The sequence below is a fragment of the Mucispirillum schaedleri ASF457 genome (genome assembly GCF_000487995.2).
In the GTDB taxonomy this organism is placed as follows: domain Bacteria; phylum Chrysiogenota; class Deferribacteres; order Deferribacterales; family Mucispirillaceae; genus Mucispirillum; species Mucispirillum schaedleri.
Window position 1 is genome coordinate 2,096,199 of record NZ_CP097562.1, and the last position, 17,014, is coordinate 2,113,212.

At 29.9% G+C, this 17,014-nt stretch carries 16 protein-coding genes; 7 read left to right on the forward strand and 9 right to left on the reverse strand.

Features of this window, described 5'->3' with window-relative positions; translation table 11 throughout:
- The first annotated feature begins 13 nt into the window (after window positions 1–13).
- Together tyrS and N508_RS09835 are read left to right on the forward strand one after the other, a co-directional pair.
- Entirely contained in the window at window positions 14–1,192 is a 1,179-nt protein-coding gene (gene tyrS, locus N508_RS09830; RefSeq protein WP_023276906.1) for a tyrosine--tRNA ligase, read from the forward strand.
- Between the two features lie 125 nt (window positions 1,193–1,317).
- On the forward strand, window positions 1,318–2,577 hold the full coding sequence (locus N508_RS09835) for a DUF1015 domain-containing protein (RefSeq protein WP_023276907.1): 1,260 nt from the start codon (window positions 1,318–1,320) through the stop codon (window positions 2,575–2,577).
- Window positions 2,578–2,853: 276 nt separating this feature from the next.
- Here N508_RS09835 and N508_RS09840 read toward each other — a convergent pair whose 3' ends face one another.
- The 8 genes from N508_RS09840 to N508_RS09875 all read right to left on the reverse strand — a co-directional run bounded on the left by N508_RS09840 (window position 2,854) and on the right by N508_RS09875 (window position 11,847).
- Window positions 2,854–5,133 (reverse strand): PAS domain-containing sensor histidine kinase, encoded by a 2,280-nt coding sequence (locus N508_RS09840; RefSeq protein WP_023276908.1) that lies wholly within the window; start codon window positions 5,131–5,133, stop codon window positions 2,854–2,856.
- Between the two features lie 177 nt (window positions 5,134–5,310).
- Window positions 5,311–5,832, reverse strand: coding sequence for an IS3 family transposase (locus tag N508_RS09845; RefSeq protein ID WP_083688349.1), 522 nt, complete (start codon window positions 5,830–5,832; stop codon window positions 5,311–5,313).
- 15 nt (window positions 5,833–5,847) lie between these two features.
- Complete coding sequence (locus N508_RS09850) at window positions 5,848–6,084, reverse strand: IS3 family transposase (RefSeq protein ID WP_179077838.1); 237 nt, start codon at window positions 6,082–6,084, stop codon at window positions 5,848–5,850.
- Window positions 6,059–6,457, reverse strand: coding sequence for a hypothetical protein (locus tag N508_RS09855; RefSeq protein ID WP_076654182.1), 399 nt, complete (start codon window positions 6,455–6,457; stop codon window positions 6,059–6,061). Before N508_RS09855 ends, N508_RS09850 begins: the two co-directional genes overlap by 26 nt.
- 388 nt (window positions 6,458–6,845) lie before the next feature.
- Window positions 6,846–7,352, reverse strand: a complete 507-nt coding sequence (locus tag N508_RS09860) for a GNAT family N-acetyltransferase (protein ID WP_023276911.1) — start codon at window positions 7,350–7,352, stop codon at window positions 6,846–6,848.
- Window positions 7,353–7,369: 17 nt separating this feature from the next.
- Window positions 7,370–9,136 carry a thioredoxin domain-containing protein gene (locus N508_RS09865; protein WP_023276912.1) on the reverse strand — a complete coding sequence of 589 codons (1,767 nt, stop codon included), beginning with the start codon at window positions 9,134–9,136 and terminating at the stop codon, window positions 7,370–7,372.
- A 71-nt stretch (window positions 9,137–9,207) separates the two neighbouring features.
- Window positions 9,208–10,767: a Na+/H+ antiporter NhaC family protein gene (locus N508_RS09870; protein ID WP_023276913.1), complete on the reverse strand. Its 1,560-nt coding sequence runs from the start codon at window positions 10,765–10,767 to the stop codon at window positions 9,208–9,210.
- 141 nt (window positions 10,768–10,908) lie between these two features.
- Window positions 10,909–11,847, reverse strand: a complete 939-nt coding sequence (locus tag N508_RS09875) for a DDE-type integrase/transposase/recombinase (protein ID WP_076654125.1) — start codon at window positions 11,845–11,847, stop codon at window positions 10,909–10,911.
- A 170-nt stretch (window positions 11,848–12,017) separates the two neighbouring features.
- Here N508_RS09875 and N508_RS09880 point away from each other — a divergent pair, with 170 nt between their 5' ends.
- Entirely contained in the window at window positions 12,018–12,374 is a 357-nt protein-coding gene (locus tag N508_RS09880; protein WP_023276935.1) for a hypothetical protein, read from the forward strand.
- A gap of 10 nt (window positions 12,375–12,384) precedes the next feature.
- Here N508_RS09880 and N508_RS09885 read toward each other — a convergent pair whose 3' ends face one another.
- Window positions 12,385–12,744 carry an Hpt domain-containing protein gene (locus tag N508_RS09885; RefSeq protein ID WP_023276936.1) on the reverse strand — a complete coding sequence of 120 codons (360 nt, stop codon included), beginning with the start codon at window positions 12,742–12,744 and terminating at the stop codon, window positions 12,385–12,387.
- A 222-nt stretch (window positions 12,745–12,966) separates the two neighbouring features.
- On the opposite strand from N508_RS09885, the gene N508_RS09890 reads away from it, so the two are divergent.
- The 4 genes from N508_RS09890 to N508_RS09905 all read left to right on the forward strand — a co-directional run bounded on the left by N508_RS09890 (window position 12,967) and on the right by N508_RS09905 (window position 16,959).
- Complete coding sequence (locus N508_RS09890; RefSeq protein WP_023276937.1) at window positions 12,967–13,563, forward strand: HD domain-containing protein; 597 nt, start codon at window positions 12,967–12,969, stop codon at window positions 13,561–13,563.
- 249 nt (window positions 13,564–13,812) lie between these two features.
- Complete coding sequence (locus N508_RS09895) at window positions 13,813–14,298, forward strand: TlpA family protein disulfide reductase (RefSeq protein ID WP_023276938.1); 486 nt, start codon at window positions 13,813–13,815, stop codon at window positions 14,296–14,298.
- Between the two features lie 2 nt (window positions 14,299–14,300).
- The gene (locus N508_RS09900; protein WP_023276939.1) at window positions 14,301–15,941 is read left to right on the forward strand and encodes a putative manganese-dependent inorganic diphosphatase; all 1,641 of its coding nucleotides are present in this window, start codon (window positions 14,301–14,303) and stop codon (window positions 15,939–15,941) included.
- Between the two features lie 94 nt (window positions 15,942–16,035).
- Entirely contained in the window at window positions 16,036–16,959 is a 924-nt protein-coding gene (locus N508_RS09905; protein ID WP_051350822.1) for a GmrSD restriction endonuclease domain-containing protein, read from the forward strand.
- Window positions 16,960–17,014: the final 55 nt, after the last annotated feature.

Consider the following 17,014-nt stretch of genomic DNA (forward strand, 5'->3'; position numbering starts at 1 on the left):
GTGAGGATTGCTCATGCATGATATTGAAAGCCAGTTAGAGCTTATAAAACGCGGCACAGCAGAGATTATTTCAGAGGAAGACTTAATTGCAAAATTAAAACAAAATAGACCACTGAATGTAAAAGCAGGTTTTGACCCAACAGCACCAGATTTACATTTAGGTCATACTGTTGTGCTGCAGAAAATGAAACATTTTCAAGAGCTCGGGCATAATGTTACATTTTTAATTGGTGACTTTACAGGTATGATTGGTGACCCTACTGGCAAATCAGAGACAAGAAAACCGCTTATAAAAGAGCAGGTATTAGCAAATGCAGAAACATATAAAGAGCAGGTATTTAAAATATTAGACCCAGAAAAAACTAAAATATGCTTTAATTCTGCATGGCTTGAGCCGTTAACTATGAAAGAAACTTTATCTTTAATGGCAAAATTTACAGTAGCAAGAATTATAGAAAGGGATGATTTCCAAAAAAGATATAAATCTGGCGAGCCTATTGGTATGCATGAGTTTATGTATCCCATAATGCAGGGCTTTGATTCTGTAAATATGAATGCAGATATAGAGCTTGGTGGAACAGACCAGAAATTTAATCTGCTTGTAGGAAGAGATTTATTAAGGCAGTATGGAAAAGAAGCACAGGTTGCAATTACTATGCCTATTATTGAAGGTCTTGACGGCGTGCAGAAAATGAGTAAATCTCTTGGTAACTATGTTGGCATATCAGAAAGTCCAAAAGATATGTTTGGTAAACTTATGTCTATAAGTGATGAGTTAATGTTTAGATATTACACATTATTAAGCGATATGAGCTTAAAAGACATAGAAAAAATGAAGCAGGATATAGAAACTGGCGATTTTCATCCAATGACAGCTAAGAAAAACCTGGCAAAAGAAATCGTTTCCCGTTATCATGGCACAAAAGCAGGTGTTGAAGCAGAAGAAGAGTTTGTAAGAGTGTTTTCAAATAAAAATGTTCCAACAGATATTCAGGAATATAAAATACAAGGCTGCTTTTTAGATATTATACTAGCATTAAATTTTGCGTCATCTAAATCTGAAGCAAGAAGACTTGCAGAACAGGGCGGTATACATTTTGAAAATGAAAAAGTGTATGACTTAACTACTGCACCAGAACATGAAGGAATACTTAAAGTTGGCAAAAGAAAATTTGCTAAATTAATAAAATAAACTAATCTAGGCAAAATATACTTGTAATGATTATCTTAATATGATAAAAAGACAATTAATGTTTAGATTATATAGATTAAAGAAATCTAATTTTAATTTTTAGCTTTATAGCAGGAGGCAATACTGTGGCTATTGTTAGGCCTTTTAGAGGCGTAAGATATGATACTGAACAAGTGTTATTAAAAAATGTTATTACACCACCTTACGATGTTATTACACCAGAAATGAGAGCTGCCTATGCAGCTAAATCTCCTTACAATGTGGTCTTAATTGATTTACCTGTTGGAGATGACGACAGATATGCTGTTGCTGGTAATCTATATCGTAAATGGAAAGATGCAGGTATATTGATAAAAGGTCAAGATAAATCTTTCTATCTTTATGAACAGGTGTATGAATATGGCGGTAAAACTTATGTCCGTTCTGGGTTTGTTGGAGCTTTAAAATTATCAGAATTTGGCAAAGGTCAAGTTTTCCCACATGAAAAAACACTTTCAGGTCCAAAAGCTGATAGATATGAGCTTATGAAAGCATCAAAAGCTAATTTTTCACAAATTTTTGGCTTATATCAGGATAATGAAAACAGGCTTTCAGTATTATTTAATGATGTGAAAAAAGCAATGCCTTCTGCGTCAGCTATTGATGAAACTGGTGTAAAACATTCTGTATGGACAATATCTGATGAAAACTCTATTACAAAAATAGAAAGCTTTATGAGAGATAAAGCAATTTATATTGCTGATGGTCATCACAGGTATGAAACAGCTTTAAAATACAGAGATGATATGCGTGTTCAAGAAGGTCTTACAGAGGGGGAAGAGCGTTATTATGATTATGTTATGATGATGTTTGTGAACTTTATGGATGAAGGTTTAAAAGTATTCCCTACTCATAGAGTTATAGATGTTGCAGACAATTTTGAAGATAAAGATTTTATTGAATATGCCTCATCATTATTTGAAGTATGTAAATTAGAATCAAGAGAAAGTGCAGAAAAATTTTTAAAAGATAATATAAATATTCCTGGAGCATGGGTATACTATGGTAAGCAGGGAATATATGGTATGAATTTATTACAGGAATCTGTTGAAAAGCAGCACCCAGTATATAGAAAAGTAAGCACATACCTTTTAGAAGATTTAGTGTTAAAAGGCTATTTTAAATACAGCGACGAAAGGCTGCTTGCAAAAGCAGGTATTCATTTTATTCAAAGCTGGGAAGAAATAGATGATTATAAAAAAGAAAATTCTTCAGTTGCATTTATATTAAATGGGGAAAATATGGAATCTATCAGAGATGTTTCTGAAAGCGGTCTTGTTATGCCTCAAAAATCAACTTATTTCTATCCAAAATTAGCAACAGGATTATTATTTAATGATTTATAATATTTTATAAGCCTGCTTATGAAAATAAGCAGGCTTTTTGTATTATATAATTTCATAATTTTAAAATAACTTATTTCAGTATTTAAGGCGAAGTATCTTAATTTGTCCTTTATTAAAAAATTCATCCGTGAATTTTTTAAATCACGCTCTGCCGAAACAAGTTTGTATATCGCTCACTTTCAGACGGGACTTCCTGTCCCTACCTTAGTCATACTTAGCCTGTAAGGCGAAGTATCTAAATTTTACAGATTTTGTTTCACAGGCTATAAAATAAATCTACTTTCCTTTATGTATTGGCAGATTTAAGATAATTTGTGCGCCTTTTTCTCCATCATCTCTGTTTTTAACATTAAGTATGCCATTCATTTTCTTTTCTATAATTATTTGAGCCATATACATACCTATGCCTGTTCCTTGAGAGCCTTTAGTTGTATAGTGCATTTCAAATATTTTTCTTAAATCTTCTTCACTAAGACCTGAGCCGTTATCTGTAATGCTTAAAATAATTCTTTCATCATTATGAGTGTCTATTTTAATAGTAATTTGTCCTTTTAATTCAGGTTTTTTTTCTTTTCTTGATACAATGGAATCTTTGCCATTGACAATAATATTCATAATAACTTGTTTTAAATCATTAGTAACCCCAAAGACTTTTAAATTTTCAAACTGAGCAGGCATATCATATATGACTTCAATATTACTTTTTTTCAAAACAGGTGTTAAAAGAACCATAATAGATTTAACTGCCTGACTTACTTTGAATGGAACACTAATATCTTCTGATTTAAAGAAATTTTTAAAGTTTTCCATAGTTTCAGACATAAACATTACATGGTTCATAATGGACTGCATCATCTCTACTAACTCTTCTTTATCAAATTCATCATCTTCTTCTAAAATATCTTCAGTATTTTGTGCAATAAGTCCGATAGCATTTAGCGGCTGTTTCCACTGGTGAGTAATAAAACCAATCATAGTTCCTATTGTTGCAAGTTTTTGATACTGTGCCAATATTAACATATTTGATTCTAATGTGTTTTTTAAATAATCACTATATGATGATATTAAATTATTTGCTTCTTTTATACATCTTTGCTTTTCAATTGTTTCTGTAATATTTGTAAAAGAAACAACATAGAATGTATTTGTATTATTTTCCATTAATGTAGATTTTATGTTAAATATATTATAGTTGCCTGTTTTATCATTCATACCTACCATATATTCAATATTCTGGTGTTCAATAGGCAGTATAAACCAGTTATCTTTATGAGCATTTGTAATAAACATATTATTATCATTACTATCTAAAAATCTTGAAGAAATATCGCCAATATTATGTATAGCTTCTTCTATGGACGCATAACCAAAGAAATCTAAAAATACTTTGTTGCACCTTGTAAGCATGTGATTTTCATTAAAAACAGCAATCATATTTGGCTGAATATTAAAAATTTCTGATGTGAAATCAGTTTGGTTTTCCATTAATCGTGCAACAGCAATATGTTCCGTTAAATCTCTAACAATATATACCATAGAGTATTTATTTAAGTTATCAAAGGACTGCACTTTTAATGCACCGTTGAACTGTGTTTTATCTTTTCTAACACCAACAAACATAATAGATGAGCCTTTTACTATGGAAACATTATCAATATATTGAGATGCATCTGGTATAAGAAGTGAAAGCGGCTGATTTATTAATTCTTCTTTATCATAATGCCATAAATTACATACAGCATTATTAACATCTATTATTATACCGTTATTTACAATAAGAATACCATCAGAAATAGAGCGAGTTAAAAACTGATAGCAGAGAAAATCTTCACTGATTTGGTCTCTTTGTATTTCTATTTCTCCAAAAATATCTCTCAACATAAATATAACTTTATATTCTTTTTTACAATCTTGAGATTCTTTTTTAATTATAGGTATTACTTCAAATATCATTGTTTTATTTATTAATAAATTATAATAGCTGATTAAAAAAGTTTTATTATATGGCAGGTTTGAATTTAAGTATTTATTTATTATATGAGCACTTTCATGGAAAAGGCTTGCTATATACATATTTCTGATATGCTCAACAGGAATACCGCATATTTTTGAAAAAGCATTATTTGCAGTTTCTATTTTTTTAGTATGAAAATCAAATATAACACAAGGCTGAGGCACATTCATAAAAAAATATTCTTCTGTAATTACAGCACAATCAGTATTATAGTTATACTTATTTTCTGGAATTATTGATATTATAGTAAAGTTAATAGATTCATTAATAGATTTTCTATACTCTTTTAAAGCATAATATTTTACATCTTTATATTTGGCTTCTAACTTTTCAGAATATCTGCTGTTAATAAAGTTAAAAACTTTATTTTCACTCATAGAAAAAAGGTTTTGCATAGCATCTATTAAATTAGGGAAGTCTTTGAATGTATTTATATATGCATCATTATACCATATATTATCTGTTTGTCCGTTAATTATTGCAGCAGGTATTGGTGATTGGTTAAGTAATTTGGCTATTGATGAGTTCATTATTATCTGCATAATACAATCCTTATATGAGAGACTAAAAGAATATATAACTTTCTGCTCTATTATATTACTTATTTAGTTATATGTCTAATATTTTTTATTAATACACTTTATTTTTTATATATTTGTTTAATTATGAAGTAATAATATAAAAATTTAATGGAATTGAACTTACCCAAAAATTTTGAACTAAGCCACTAAATAAATTTCTTTTTCCTGTAAAGGTGTAAGTCCATTAGCTTTGATTCTGTAATTATTATAGAAATCAATATATTTTTCAAGTTCATATTTAAACTGTTCTATATTTTTGAACTTGTTAATGTAAACAAATTCACATTTTAATACAGCAAAGAAACTTTCCATAACAGCATTATCATAGCAGTTGCCACGCCTTGACATACTCTGCTCTATATTATAGGACTTTAATAAATTTCTAAACTCATTAGCCTGATATAATATGCCCTGGTCTGAATGTATCATTAACCCTGTTGTATCTTTTACTTTATCTATTGCCTGCTTTAAACTATCAATTACCATATCTTCATTATTATATTTACTTATGCTGTATGCTTTGACTTCTCTGTTATATAAATCCATTATTGCTGATAAATACACCTTTTCATTATTAATTTTTATCTCTGCCACATCTGTTACCCATTTTAAACATGGTCTCTCACTTGTAAAGGCTCTGTTTAATTTATTGCTGCATATATGACTTACTCTGCCTTATTTATACCTTTTCTTAACCCTGATTAGTGATGAAATTTTTAGTTCTTTCATCAATTTATACACGGTCTTCCTGTCATAAGTATAACCCAGTTTCTCTAATGCCTTTGTTATTCTTGGATAACCGTAAGTCTTGTTAGATTTTTCATATATTTCTAATATAGATGCCTTGACTTCTGCATATTTATCTAATGCAGCAGGCTTTTTAACATTATAATAGTAAGTGTTTCTTTTCATATACAAAGTGAAGATGTTTATTATTCGGGCTCTTATATGACATATTATCTCCATTATAATTACAGCAGAACTTATGCCAATCATATATTACTGATGCTGATGGTATATTAAAATGTAGTGCTGTCTGCTCATAACTTAAATTATTTGATGCCTTATAAGTTAACACATTTAATTTAAAAGCTCTACTATATTCATTGCGGGTAAAGATATGATGTAAACTTGATTCGCCTGAATGCTTATATCTGTTATAGATATTACATATTACTCCTTTATGAATTTTACAGTGTCTTGATAATTCACTGGCACTCATTATTCCATTTTCTAGGACTGTTACTAGATATTTCTTAAACTCATAACTGTATTTTCTTGCCATATACACTCCTTATATGGCTTGTCCAACTTTGTTGGGTAAGTTCAACCGAACTTATTTCGGCAGAGCGTGATTTAAAAAATACAAGAGGAATGTCTTTTACTATGCTCCGCTCTGAGTATAGAAAACGGCTTGCATTAATATAGGCAAGACCCCATTTTTGCGATGCAAGAACTTTTCAAGCAAACAGCGATGGAATCAACAGTCCGCAGCTGGATAGTATTTGAGAATAAAGGATAAATTAAGCTGCTTTACTATTTTAGAGACTACTTAAATATAAATAGTTTTAACTATAAATAATTTTAATGACTTTTTTATACTATAATTACTATTATAAACTATTATTTTATTGTTTTAATTATACTTAAATAAAATATTTATTTAATTAATATTATTTCAAGCTTTTTGCAAAATTAGAAAGAGTGTTTCCTGCAAGGCGGTGAGTAGTCCATTCTGTCATTTTAACTGCGCCTATGCTTCCATAAAAATCAAGTGATGGTTTATTCCAGTTAAGGCATGTCCATTCCATTCTGCCACAGTTTCTTTCAACTGCAGTATGTGCAGCAAAAGCTAGTAACAATTTACCATATCCTTTGCCCCTTTTTTCAGGTATAACAAATAAGTCTTCTACATATATTCCTGCTCTGCCAACAAAAGTAGAGTAGTTATGGAAAAATAAAATAAATCCAACTGGTTTGCCATATTCTTCACCAATATATGTTTCTGCAGTTTTTTTCTCAAATAACCATTCTTTTATCATTTCTGGAGTATTTTCTACTTCATCAAGCATTTTTTCATATTCAGCAATACCTTTGATAAGCTCATAAATAGTAAGTGCATCTTCTTTTTCAGCACATTTGATTTTAAAATTTTCTTTTTCAAATACGATCTTACTCATTTTATTCCCCCCCCCCATTATTTATTAATTAATTCTAATGCTCTAATCATTGTAGGGTGTCCTGTTGGAAATCTGGCTGCTCTGTCTTCTGCATAAGCAATAAGCTGTTTATCTGCCTGCATATTTAATTGTAAGCCATATTTATTGATTAAATATAAATATAATCCAACTGGGTTTGGCTTATCATCATCAAAGCTGTCTATTATTCTATGACTGGTATCTAAATAAGGGATACCATCTTTAACAAAAGTATTTTCTATTTCTTTTATAATATTTTTTGCGATTAAAAGAAATTCATTTTCGTTTGTTATTTCATAAAATTTTAAAGTTGCTTCAAGATAATATACATGGTCAGATAATACTCTGTGGTTAATAATATATTCTTCTAAATATATATTATCTTTATCAGAATTTGCCTGCATAACTTTATTTATTTCATCTTCTACAGCATAAAGTCCTCTATATACTTTACTGTCATAGACTACTAAATGACGGAGTTTATGATAAAGAGCAAGTGCCTGCTCAAGTTCATAAGGTTCATTTTCTGCTTCATACATATTTAAAAGGGTAGTGCAGAACATAAAGTTATGTCCGCTTACAGCTTTGTTATCAGGTTCAGGATGTGATTTAATAGTGCTTATTCTGTCAGCTGCTTTTTTTAAAGATACATCAAGAGCGGCAGCTTTTATATATTCTTTATGTTTAAAATATATCACACCATTATGAACTCCTGCTTCATTAGGAAAGTTTTTTAATTCTTTTTCATTTAAAACTGTAAAATCCCTGTCAGTTACTTTATAAAAGTATCCTTCTTCATAGTCGCCATTATTATTTGGCGAATCAGCATCAAGACTGTCTAAATATCCATAATCAGTTCTAATAGAGCCATACATTACAAAATCTATGGCTTTTTGAGCAGTAAATAAATAAAGCCTGTTACCAGTTTTTCTGTAAAGCTGTATTAAAAATGATGATATTTGAGCATTATCAGAAAGCATTTTTTCAAAATGCGGCATCTGCCACATTCTGTCTACTGTATATCTGAAAAAACCGCCAAAAAGGTGGTCGCAAAGCCCCATAGTGCATATTTTATCCGCAGTATTAATCAAAAAAGCTGCATACTCTTTTTCCTGAAAGTTATCAAGAAGATACATCATAGATGGAATATAAGGGAATTTTACACCAACTCTAAAACCAAAATATACAGGGTCAAAAATTTTTATAAATTCATTTTTTCTGTATTCTTTTATTTTATCTTCTGAGATAAGTGGTTTATTTATCTGATTAAATGATGTAATAAATTCTTTTCTTGTATTTATTACTTTTTCTATTTCATCATATTTATTATGAAATACACTATTTATGCTTTCCAGTATAGTTTTAAATGCAGGCTTTGCACTGTTTTTTTCTTTTGGAAAATAAGTTCCTGCAAAAAAAGGCTCTTTATCTGGAGTTAGAAAAACAGATAAAGGCCAGCCGCCAGCATCACCAGTTGACTGGATATAGAACTGATATTCTTTATCTATATCAGGGTATTCATCTTTATCTACTTTTACAGGAATATATTTTTCATTTAATATTTTTGCTGTTTCTTCATCTTCAAATGATTCTTTTTCCATTACCCTGCACCAGTGGCACGAAGAATAACCTATGCTTACAAAGACGGGTTTATTTAATTTTTTTGCCATGCTAAATACTTTATCATTCCAAGGCTGCCAGTGGACTGGATTATGGGCATGTCTTGCAAGATAAAGTGATTTTTCTTTATTTAAAATATTTTCCATATTACCTCTTATAAAAAATTGAGCCTGCACACATCTGCAAGCTCAAAAAAAATAGATTATTTAGAAGATGGTTATTCATCACCATATAAACTTCTGTTTTTTTTATTCAGCACAATTAGTATAGTTATAAGTAAAATCAAAGCTGCTCCAAATGAAAACAGCCAGCTTTTTGTAAGTCCTGCTATAATAAAGCCTATAAGAGATACTGACGCAACAATAGAAGCATAAGGGATTTGTGTTGTAACATGGTCTATATGGCTGCATGCAGCACCTGTTGATGAAAGGATAGTTGTATCTGAAATAGGCGAGCAGTGGTCACCAAAAACAGAGCCTGCAAGAGTAGCTGCAAGGTTAATAACAAGCAGTTCTGGTGCAACACTTTCAGATACTGTTACCATAATAGGTATTAATATACCAAATGTTCCCCATGATGTTCCTATTGAAAAAGAAAGCAGGGCAGCAATAAGGAAAACTATTGCAGGAATTAATACTACCGGCATATTTGATGTTTCTACTATATGGCTTACATATTCACCAGTAGAAAGTATATCACATGTTCCTTTAATAGTCCATGCAAATGCAAGTATCATACATGCAGTTACCATTGATTTAACACCAAGAACTATACCATCCATAAAATCATAGAAGTTAAGCACTTTCCGTGGCAGAAATAATATAAAAGCAACTATTACTGCACCAAAGCCCCCTAAAACAAGTGATTTTGTAGGGTCAGTATCACCAAAAGCCTGAAATAATGTTTTATTTTCGCTAAAATATCCGCCAGTATAAAGCATTGCTAAAACTGAAAATAATATTAATGCAAATATTGGTATTAATAAGTCATATACTTTACCTTTTTCTGATATATTTCTATTAGAAAAATCATCAGTATGGGTTGAAACTGTTTTAATATCATCAATAGTTTTTCTATGTTTTGCATGTCTTTCAAATTTTGCCATTGGTCCAAAATCTAAATTCCATATAGAAAGCAGAATTACCATTACAATAGTCAAAATAGCATAAAAGTTAAATGGAATAGTAGTTAAGAAAAGTTTCATTCTATCAACATCTTCTGGAAGATATGTTAAAATAGAAGCTGCCCAGCTGGATATAGGGGCAATAATACATATTGGAGCAGCCATAGCATCTATCAGGTATGCAAGTTTTTCACGGGATATTTTATGCTGGTCTGTAACTGGACGCATAACAGTTCCCACAGTTAAGCAGTTAAAATAGTCATCAATAAATATAACAATACCTAAAATAGATGTAGCAAGTTTTGCACCAACAGGTGATTTTACTTTTTTAGAAGCCCACTGTCCGTAAGCTCTTGCACCGCCTGCTAATGTAACAACTGCCACTAATGCACCAAGTATACACATAAATATAATCATCATAACATTAAATTTATCTGCCATAATCGTAAACATATATTCTAATGAAAGAATAAGTTTATTAAAAAAGGAAGATTCTGCTGCACCATCTTTAACTGGCATATTAAATGTATAGATAACTGTGCCTGACAAAATACCTATAATCAAAGAAGATACAACATCTTTTGATTTTAAGGCTAAAACGATTGCAATAATCGGTGGTAAAATAGATAAAAAGCCAACATTAATATGTTCCACAATTATTCTCCTAAAAAGTAAAATATCAGGTAATTTTATTATATAATCTTAATTTTATCAACAATAATTTTTATTTTATATATTCTTTGTTCTTAACTAACAGGACAAATGTTACATTTTTAATAAAAAATAAATCTTAAATTAATATAAATCAAGCAATAATTTATTTTCAATAACAATCTCATATGGAGATTTAAAATTTAAGCATGTTTTAGCAGTATTATTATATCTATCTTCATGCTTTTTAAGAGCCTTAATTAATTCATCTTTGGAATAGAATTTATTATTTGCATATAAAATTTTTCCATCCTCTCTATGACTTCTTTCCACCTTTCCATTCTGCCAAGGTGAATAAGGTCTTATTCGTTTAATAGTATATCCTTTCTTTTCAGCTGTCTCTTCAAAATAGCTTTTCTTGTTTGTAACTTCCTTATCATTTACAAACTCATAGCCATTATCCACTTGAATTGTTTTTAGTGGAAAGCCAAATTTATTTTCCAGTTCGTCTAAAAACTTACCTGTTTCAAATGTGCTTTTTTCTTCTACTATTTCTAATACTCTCATTCTGCTGTATTCATCTATCGCTGTTATCTGATAATATTTTTTACCATAGCTGGAAAACATTATACATTCCTGTGGAACATATTTTATATCTATCTGAACCTTGTCGCCTATATACTGACCTGTTATTGGTTCATATCTTGTATAGCTCTTTTTTGACTTGTTTAATGACTTTAAGCCTTTCTTCCTTATCTGCATACACATACTGCCAAAACTACGATTATAACCAATTTCTAGAAGTCTGACATATACCTCCGCATTACCATACAAACCATGCTCGGCATATGTGTTAAATATTAAATCAAGCTCTTCTTTACTATGCTTATTTGGACTGGTTCTTGGTCTACGACTTTTAAAAGATAAACTCTGAACTGTTCCATCATATTTCTTTAAATGCCTGTATACAAACATACGGTTCACTTGATATTTGCGGGCTGCTTTCGTTGCTCCTTTTTTTAATGCATACTCACATAACCGTTGACGAAATCGCATTTCTTCTGTTATTATCACTTTATTCATTGTGATACCTCTTAGTTTAGTTTAGTTTTTTGCTTAATTTTATACTATATACTAAGAGGTATTTTGTTGTACTTATTTTTGTAACATATGTCTTATACTCTTACACATAAAATACCTTTATTTAGAAAATTTCTTTTAAGTATTTTTATATACTGCCGATTAATCTATGTATGGAAAATAATGGTAAATTAGTAAATAAAATACTGAAAGATTTTTTAAAAGGTGAAGCAGAGACTACTGATATGCGTATAATATCTATACGCCATTTTTTATCTGCTCTAAATAATGCTGTTGATAAATATATTGCTGAAAACTATGACGAAAAAAACAGCGAAGACAAAAAGAAGCTTGCAGCAATGCTTGATGACATGGCAGAAATATACCGTAATGAGATTTCTGATTTGCTTGTAAAAAGAGGTAAGCTGCAGCATTATTTAGAAATATTTAATGATGAGTATAAACCAGATGCCAAAACTAATAAACAGTTTACAAAGGTAAAAGAAAGCCAGTCTAATTATATAAATTAAAACAGTTTTTTTATAAGCCGTAATCAGCTTTTACTGAATCAAACCATTCTTCAATAGACTGCTTTTCTGTGCCAAGTTGTTCAAATGCAGCTTTGTAGTCAAAATCTAAATCGTTTCTTGCATGCTGCTCTAAATCTTCACAAAGTTTTCTAAAATATTCAAAACCAAGATTAGCTGATGAGCCTTTTAATTTATGGCCTATTTTGTGGATAGCAGACCTGTCATCAGCTGCAACAGCTTCTGCAAATGCAGGAAATTCATCATTTACAGATGAAACAAATATACCAATAAGAGAAGCAATAATTGTTTCATCTATACCGCCCCCTAGAAACTCCACTATTTTTTTAATATCATATTTTAATTCATTCATAAATATTTTTTATCATTGTCAAATAAATTAATCAAGAAAAAAGTTAATGAAATATCAAAAAAGATTTACATTTGTAACAATTTATTATTAAGCCACAGACAGTGTTATTTAATGCCTGCAATAATGGTGTAGAAAATGTGTTAAATCAGTAATAGTTATTAAAAAATATAAGTTAGTAGTAGACAAACATTAATATTAAAATTAATATATGAAAGGTGATATATGGAAAATCTTGGCAAATTGATAACAACTGCTAGAAAGTTAAACAATATTGGCAGGTGGGCAAATGAGTTTTTACATCAAAGGTCATCAGTTGCAGAACATTCTTTTTCTGTTGCACAGATTGCCCAGCTTTTAGGGATAATTGAAGAAGAAAATGGCAGACAGATTGACTGGAAAAGGCTTTATAGAAAAGCCCTAAACCATGATATACCAGAAGCTGTTATGGGTGATGTAATAAGCACTACTAAAAATTCTAATGCAGAAGTAAAAAAAGCATTAAGCATTGTAGAAGAAACTTTGGTAGAAGAAAACCTGCTTAATTCTATCTCTGAGCCTTATAAATCTATATACAGAGAAATTATTTTTGACGGAAAAGATGACAGTATTGAAGGTCTTATTTTGACAGCAGCTGATAATTTAGATGCCTTAATTGAATGTATTCAGGAAATTAAACTTTCAAATTGTGAGCCATTTCTTGAAAAATATACATATATCCTTGATAAAATAAAAAGCATAGACTTATATTCTGCTGGCTATTTCGCTCAGCATATTCTGCCATATATTACAAATAACTGTGATGCTTTAAAAGATAAGTAAATATTTCAACTGAAATTATTTTTAAGACTGTATTTTTATTTTAAGAAAATATTAATATTCTTATGCATTTTTTACATAAAATCCAGCTTATTATATTTTCTGCTTTTCTGCATCAAAATATTTACAATTTAATATAAATATATTATTTTAAATGTTTGAAATACTATTTTAATATATAAGAATAACTTTTAAGTTAAAAATTTACTGACTTTTTCAGTATTTTAAACTATGATAAATAAAGGAGTTTTTATGAAAAAAATATTATTACCACTTTTGTTTATTTTATTGCTTTCTGTCATGTCTGGATGCAATAAAAATCAAAATACAAGTTCAGTATCCAGTATGGAAATACTTAATACTGAAAGTTTTAAATCAGTTTTGCAGGAACATAACGGTAAAGTTGTGCTTGTAAACTTTTTTGGCTCATGGTGCCCGCCTTGTAAAGCAGAAACTCCTGATTTTGTTCAAGTTTATGAAAAATATAAAGATAAAAGCAAGTTTGTAATTATTGGTATTGCTGTTGATAAAAACCAGTCAGATGCACTTAAATTTGTTAAAGATTTTGGCATTACCTATCCTGTCTATCAGGCAGACAACAGTCTTCTTGCATATTTTCAAATAAATCCTATACCTACATCATTTGTGTTTGATAAAGATGGCAGTTTATTAGACAGTATGGTAGGGTATATAAGTAAAGATATAGTTGAACAAATAGCACAATATGGGGGAGAATAGCTATGAATAAAGTGTTTATCTGCGGTCATAAAAATCCAGATACTGATTCAGTTGCATCAGCTGCTTGCTATGCTTATTTAAAATCACAGATTAATAAAGAATATGAGTTTGTGCCTATAAGGTGCGGCACAGTTAATGACCAGACAAAATTTATATTCCAGAAAGCAGAAGCAGCACTGCCTGCATATATGAAAGATATATATCCAAAAGTCATAGACAGTATGACTACAAATGTTGTTACTGCAGAAGAAAATGACCCACTCTCAAAATTTTTAAGAATTTTAAGAGAAAAAAATCTCCGTTTTATACCTGTAATAAATAAAGAAAATGTATATGAGGGTATGCTTGGAGTAAACGATGTAACAGAGCTTTTTTTAAGAGATGACAGGGCAGCAAAACCAGTATTTTCTTTAAGAGCAGATTCTCTTCGCCGCTCACTTAGGGGCACAGTGCTGAATGTTGGTGAATTAGAAGAATTTTCTGCATCAGTTGTTGTTGCAACAATGGCCTATGATGATTTTCACAAGCATGTATCAAATGTTTCTAATGAAGAAAACACTCTTTTAATTACAGGTAACAGGCAGGATATTCTGCAGGATGCATTTACAAAAAAATATCCTGCTGTTATTATTGTTGGACTTAATGAAGAAGCATGTAAACAGCTTGATTTTGGCAATTATAAAGGCTGGGTGTTTTATTCTCCATTTGATTCATCTCAAACTATACGCTGTGTAGAAATGGCTACCCCTATTGGTAAACTTTTAAATAAAGTAGAGCCATGTGCACCTTATGATTATATAGACAGTGTAGCAGAAGCAATCAGTAAATCAGCTACAAAAAGCCTGCCTGTTGTATCAGATGGTAAATTAATTGGTGTTATTACTGGCACAGATATTTTAAAACGCAAAAGAGCTAAACTTATTATGATGGACCATAATGAAGCTACTCAGGCGATAGACGGCATTGAAACAGCAGAACTTATGGAAATAGTAGACCACCACAGGCTTGGCACTATAAAAACAAGCAGTCCTGTTACATTTTATGCAAAACCTGTTGGCAGCACATGCACACTTGTTTATCAGCTTTTTAAAACATACAAAGTTGATATTCCTAGAAAATATGCACTTCTTCTGCTTGGTGGAATGCTCAGCGATACAGTTATTATGAAATCGCCAACAACAACACAGGATGATATTAATGCTATTAATGATTTAGCATCATTATGTGAAGTAGATGCAAAAGAATATGGTGTAGAGATATTCTCAGCAACAGATTCTCTTACTTCCCGCTCTGCAAAAGATATTATAGGCACAGATTTTAAAATATTTGAAGAATACGGCATTCGTTTTGGTATAAGTCAGGCAGAGACAGTAACATTAACTCAGCTTGGAGAAGTAAAAGACAAATTGAAAAATGAATTATCCAACATAAAGGAAAATAATAAACTTGACTGGATGATGCTGCTTGTTACAGACATTATTAAAGAAGAAAGTCAGCTTTTAACAACAGGCTTTGCTCCAGCTGAACAGATATTAGGCTATAAAAAATTAGAGGATAAACTGTTCTTTCTTCCGGGTGTCCTTTCAAGAAAAAAACAGCTTCTGCCAGAAGTATCAAGAATATTAGAAGAAATCAGCAAATAAATACTAGATAAAGGGAGCTTTTGCTCCCTTTTTTATGTGGAAGGACTTAGAGAATATTTATAAAGAGATATTCGCTGTAACTTATGGTGCTCCAATGGATGAGCTATTTACACGCTACATGTATTATAAAAGAGCTAAACAAAAAATTAGCAATACAACAGTTGAAGGATTACGCAAATTTTATGAAAAAAACAACTATGAACTATTATGCAGTGAAGATACTTTTAATGATTTAGAATTTTTAGCTGATTTTTGGTTAAAGATATACAGACAAGATGATTGTTTTTCTAAGAGAATATTACAAAAATTATTTGTTTTAAAATACTCCCCTAATAGTATGTGGACATATTTAGTTACAACTTATTTTTTTAAATATAAAAATAAAAATAATGAATTAGATGAGAAAGATTTTTGTTTCTTTTTAGATAAAATAATTGCATTTATTTTTGGTTATTCATTAATAAAACCAGGAATAAGTGCATTAAAAATTCCAGTATTTGCTGAATTAGTAAATATTATAAATAATAGTCAAATTGATTTTAAAAGACATAGAATTAATAAAGAATTAATTGCTCAAATGTTTGCTGACTATAATACATTTACTAATAATAGACCAATTACTAAATCAATGCTTGCATGGTGGGCATTTTATCAGAAAGAGCAAAAAATATTTGATTCAGATAAAAGTTTTCATATAGAGCATATTTATGCTAAAAAAAGGTATGATATAGATGGTGATTTACAGAATAAAAAGAATATTGAACTAATTGGTAATAAAATATTACTTGAAAATTATGTAAATATTAGAGCCGCAGATTATAGATTTAAAGAAAAAAAAATATATTATCAAGGGTATACTACTAATGATGGGGTACAAAAGGAAGGTACTGGAATTGAAGAATTTCAAATATTAATGACTAAAGAAGATTTTAATGAAAAAGATATTATTGATAGAACAGATGAAATTAGAGATTCTTTTATAAATTATTTAGAAAAAATGAATCTAATAGAAAGTTAATTTATATACATTATCTAATCTATGGGTAAATTTTTGAAAACTTTACCCATAGATT

What these genes read in the sequence shown, in the direction of transcription:
- N508_RS09860 (WP_023276911.1), bottom strand. Translation starts at nt 7,352, where the DNA reads ATGAGTAAGATCGTATTTGAAAAAGAAAATTTTAAAATCAAATGTGCT.
- N508_RS09905 (WP_051350822.1), top strand. Translation starts at nt 16,036, where the DNA reads ATGGATGAGCTATTTACACGCTACATGTATTATAAAAGAGCTAAACAA.
- N508_RS09900 (WP_023276939.1), top strand. Translation starts at nt 14,301, where the DNA reads ATGAATAAAGTGTTTATCTGCGGTCATAAAAATCCAGATACTGATTCA.
- N508_RS09885 (WP_023276936.1), bottom strand. Translation starts at nt 12,744, where the DNA reads ATGAATGAATTAAAATATGATATTAAAAAAATAGTGGAGTTTCTAGGG.
- N508_RS09865 (WP_023276912.1), bottom strand. Translation starts at nt 9,136, where the DNA reads ATGGAAAATATTTTAAATAAAGAAAAATCACTTTATCTTGCAAGACAT.
- N508_RS09855 (WP_076654182.1), bottom strand. Translation starts at nt 6,457, where the DNA reads ATGGCAAGAAAATACAGTTATGAGTTTAAGAAATATCTAGTAACAGTC.
- N508_RS09890 (WP_023276937.1), top strand. Translation starts at nt 12,967, where the DNA reads ATGGAAAATCTTGGCAAATTGATAACAACTGCTAGAAAGTTAAACAAT.
- N508_RS09850 (WP_179077838.1), bottom strand. Translation starts at nt 6,084, where the DNA reads ATGAAAAGAAACACTTACTATTATAATGTTAAAAAGCCTGCTGCATTA.
- N508_RS09895 (WP_023276938.1), top strand. Translation starts at nt 13,813, where the DNA reads ATGAAAAAAATATTATTACCACTTTTGTTTATTTTATTGCTTTCTGTC.
- N508_RS09875 (WP_076654125.1), bottom strand. Translation starts at nt 11,847, where the DNA reads ATGAATAAAGTGATAATAACAGAAGAAATGCGATTTCGTCAACGGTTA.
- tyrS (WP_023276906.1), top strand. Translation starts at nt 14, where the DNA reads ATGCATGATATTGAAAGCCAGTTAGAGCTTATAAAACGCGGCACAGCA.
- N508_RS09840 (WP_023276908.1), bottom strand. Translation starts at nt 5,133, where the DNA reads ATGCAGATAATAATGAACTCATCAATAGCCAAATTACTTAACCAATCA.
- N508_RS09880 (WP_023276935.1), top strand. Translation starts at nt 12,018, where the DNA reads ATGGAAAATAATGGTAAATTAGTAAATAAAATACTGAAAGATTTTTTA.